Here is a 3,552-nt window from a genome sequence, read left to right as displayed (position 1 = left end):
GGTGGCCGGACGCATGCCCGGCCACATGAACGTGCTGCTCGCCGAGGCCAACGTCCCTTATGACGAGGTGTTCGAGCTGGAGGACATCAACTCCGAGTTCGCCACCGCCGACGTCGCCTTCGTTATCGGCGCCAACGACGTTACCAACCCGGCGGCCAAGACCGACCCGACCTCGGCGATCTACGGCATGCCGATCCTGGACGTCGAAAAGGCCCGCACCGTACTGTTCGTCAAACGCGGCATGGGCTCCGGCTACGCCGGCGTCGAGAACGAGCTCTTCTTCCGCGACAACACCATGATGCTGTTCGCGGACGCCAAGAAAATGGTCGAAGGCATCCTCAAGGGCCTTTGAGTTCAGCGCTCCGGTTGCCAGCAAGGCGGCGCTTATTCTCAGTATAACCACACAGATGACCTGCGACCTCTGGTCGCGCCGGGGTGTCGCATGGGCGCGCCGGCTCCTACCTGGGGCTTGAGCGGCGGGATGGAGAATCCGCTTGCCTCGCTTTCGCCCAGAATGTCTATCAATTCACCCGGCGTTAATTTTCCACCACGGTCGCGTTCGTCGTCTTGACCTCACCAGGCCATCGCGAAGCGTGACTTTACTCGGAGAAGCTCTGTTTGACTGAAACGGCAACGGCCCTACCCGCACGCGGCCACTCCTGGCGTCTGGACGCCCTGGTCGGCGCGGCGGCGGCCCTGGTCGCGCTCAGCGCCGCCCACGCGAGCCTTCCCGAGACCGCTACGCCTATGGCGCGGCCGGCGCACGTCGCCGCGGCCCCCGTCGTCGTCACGCCAGAGCCGGTGAGCCTGATCGCCTTCTCCGAACCCGTTCCTGGCCGCGCGATCAACTCGCCTTTCGGCCTGCGCAAACTGCCCTGGGAAGAAGGCGGCCGGTTGCACGAGGGCGTCGACATCGCCGCCGAGCCTGGCGAAGCCGTGCTGGCCGCGGCCGATGGCGTAGTGACCCGCGCGGGTTCCGACGGCGGCTACGGCCGCTTCGTGGAGGTCCGTCACGCCGAGGGCCTGACCACCCTCTACGCCCATCTTGGCGCCATCGACGCCGCGGCCATCCCGGGCGCGGCGGTGAAGTCCGGCGTACGCATCGGCGCGATCGGCAACAGCGGTTCGTCCACCGGCCCGCACCTGCATTTCGAGCTGCGCGACGCCCGCGACCGACCGCTCAACCCGACGCTGTTCCTCGACCGCAGCTTCGCCACCGCCGACGACCTGCCGCTGGCCCGCGCGGCACGCATCCCGCGCGGCGTCCGCATCGCCTACGTCTCACACATCCCGCAGGCCAAGCGCGAACTGATGGAAGACCGCGAGCAGGCCAAGCTGGAGGCCGCGGAAGCCAAGAAAGCCAAGGCTGCCGGCGTCGTCGCGTTCACCGCGGGTGAGCGCGCCCATGGCCGCATCGACGTGGTCAGCGCCCAATTCACCCCCCTGCAGGAACGTAAGGCGCTGGTCGCCAAGGTCGCCGCCGCCCAGCATGCCGAGATCGCCGCCGAAGCGCTGCAGGCCGCGACGCCTGCCTCGGCGATCGTTCCGGCGACCCCGATCGCGCCATTGACAATCACGCCTTAGAAATCGCGTATCGCGCCTCGACTCAGCGGAACCCGCTTCCTAGATAACGGCCATGGCGCAGGCAGCTCGCGGCTTTCACCCGCCCCGCGGTGAGATGATCGACCTGGGCGGGCGGCGCATGCGCCTCGTGCGTGAGGGCGCGGCCTCCAGCCAGCCCACGGTCCTCTGCGAGGCGGGCTCCTTCGGTTCGGCCTCCGACTGGGCGGTGGTCCAGGAGATGCTGGCCGCCGACGGCTTGCGCAGCCTCGCCTACGATCGCGCTGGTCTCGGATATTCGGACCCTGGCCCCGCCCCGCGCGACGGCCGGGCCATCGTCGAGGATCTCGAGCGGCTGTTGGAGCGGGCGGGCGAGCCCGGGCCCTTCGTGCTGGTCGGCCATTCCATGGCGGGGCTGTGGGTGCGGCTGTACGCCATGCGCAATCCCGACAAGGTCGCGGGCCTGGTGCTGGTCGACGCGGCTACCGCCGAGACCATCGAAGCGCCGATGATCCGCCACGCGGTGGAGCACTATGCGCGGGCCAGCCTGTGGTGGAGCCGTGGCGCGGGCCTGGGCCTCGCCCGCCCCGTGGCCGCCCTCTACGGCGACAACATGGAGCTCGCCGGCGCGGCGGCGGCGGAGAAACGCCGGATCTTCGGCATGCCGCATCATCACCGCGCCGCCGCCGACGAGGTCGCCCACTGGGGCGAGGCTTCCGAACAGGCGCGCGCCGCCGGCGCCTATCGCGCGGAATGGCCGGTGGCGGTGATCACCGCCGGCGTCGCGGCGCGGATGAACGGCTTGAAGCAGGTGCAGTCTGAACCGGCGCACGCCTCGCTGCGTGGCCACGTCGAGCACGTCGCCGGCGCCAATCACGCCAACCTGCTGGGCCGCCGCTTCGCCGACCGCATCGTCGCCGGCGTCCGCCACGTGCTGGCGATCGGCTGAGGCTCAGCCCAGCAGGCTCGGGAGTTCGCTCAGGCTGGTCAGAACGCCATGAGCGCGCGCCGCCTCGGGCTGCTCGGCGTGCAGCACGCCCCACGGCCCGCGACGGATCAAATAGGCCCGCATGCCGGCGTCCAGCGCAGGGAGCACGTCGTTGTCCAATCGGTCGCCGACATAGGCGATCTCGTCCGGCGCCAAGCTCGCGAGTTCGGCGACCTTGGCGAAGAACGCGAGCGACGGCTTCTCGACGCCCCAGGCGGCTGAGGTGGCCACATGGTCGGCGGGTACGCTGCAGGCGATCAACGCCGCCTCCGCTTCCGCCGGCTGGTTGCCTGCGACGCCCACCGCCAAGCCGTGTCCTCGCAAGGCCTTCAGAGTTGAGAGGGCATCGGGATAGAAGTCGCCCGGCCGGATGGAATATGCGGGTCGCAGACCGCCACGCTCCGCCGCCGCAAACTCAGGGGCGAAGTGCTCGAACACCGTGCGGTGGTGCTGGCCGCGGGCGATCACCGCGCCTAGCACGCCGAGGAAGGTGAGCCTGGGAACACTCAGCCAGTCCGCCAGCTCGCCCCAATGCCGTGTCTCGTCGATCAGCGTCTCGCCCACATCGAAGAACACCGCCCGGATCGCCATCGTCGCCTCCCGCATGACCCGTCCAATCGAGCGGAGAGGGTTAGACCTCCCGCTGGACTGCGCCCAGCGCCGCCTGCAGGCGGATGAGCGCGAGGGTCTGGACCTCCACCGCGGGCTCCGCCGCGAGCAGCGGACAACTGACGCCCTGTGGACCATGCAGCGCGGGCAGGGCGCCGCGCAGACTGGCGGGCACGCGGGCGAGCGCGCGGCGCTCGGCGTTCGGCAGGGACGCCGCGAGGCCGGCCAGTGAGCGTACGGTCATGCCAGGGCTCGACACGCGGATTTCGTAGCGGCCGTCCCAGACAACGCCGGCGCCCGCCGTCAGGCCTATCGGCGCCAATCCTCTGCGCGCGGTTTCGCCAGGCTCGCGGGAAAGGCGCACGACCTCGGCGTCTGCCGCGCATCGCGCGCCG

4 protein-coding genes and 1 pseudogene are annotated in these 3,552 nt (G+C 70.1%); 3 read left to right on the top strand and 2 right to left on the bottom strand.

Features of this window, described 5'->3' with window-relative positions:
- The 3 genes from Q8M88_RS09925 to Q8M88_RS09915 form a co-directional block, all read left to right on the top strand.
- A partial coding sequence (locus Q8M88_RS09925; RefSeq protein WP_305596894.1) for an NAD(P)(+) transhydrogenase (Re/Si-specific) subunit beta occupies positions 1–352 on the top strand: 352 nt, incomplete at its 5' end.
- 266 nt (positions 353–618) lie between these two features.
- Positions 619–1,584 carry a M23 family metallopeptidase gene (locus tag Q8M88_RS09920; RefSeq protein ID WP_305596892.1) on the top strand — a complete coding sequence of 322 codons (966 nt, stop codon included), beginning with the start codon at positions 619–621 and terminating at the stop codon, positions 1,582–1,584.
- A 52-nt stretch (positions 1,585–1,636) separates the two neighbouring features.
- Positions 1,637–2,509, top strand: a complete 873-nt coding sequence (locus Q8M88_RS09915; protein ID WP_305596880.1) for an alpha/beta fold hydrolase — start codon at positions 1,637–1,639, stop codon at positions 2,507–2,509.
- Positions 2,510–2,512: 3 nt separating this feature from the next.
- On the opposite strand, the gene Q8M88_RS09910 is transcribed toward Q8M88_RS09915, so the two are convergent.
- Positions 2,513–3,154 (bottom strand): HAD family hydrolase, encoded by a 642-nt coding sequence (locus Q8M88_RS09910; protein WP_305596878.1) that lies wholly within the window; start codon positions 3,152–3,154, stop codon positions 2,513–2,515.
- A 25-nt stretch (positions 3,155–3,179) separates the two neighbouring features.
- Positions 3,180–3,552: pseudogene (locus Q8M88_RS09905) on the bottom strand (tRNA(Ile)-lysidine synthetase); the annotation flags it as partial.

The sequence above is a fragment of the Phenylobacterium sp. genome, from assembly GCF_030693805.1.
In the GTDB taxonomy this organism is placed as follows: Bacteria; Pseudomonadota; Alphaproteobacteria; order Caulobacterales; family Caulobacteraceae; genus Phenylobacterium.
This window is presented reverse-complemented; position numbering and strand designations above follow the sequence as displayed.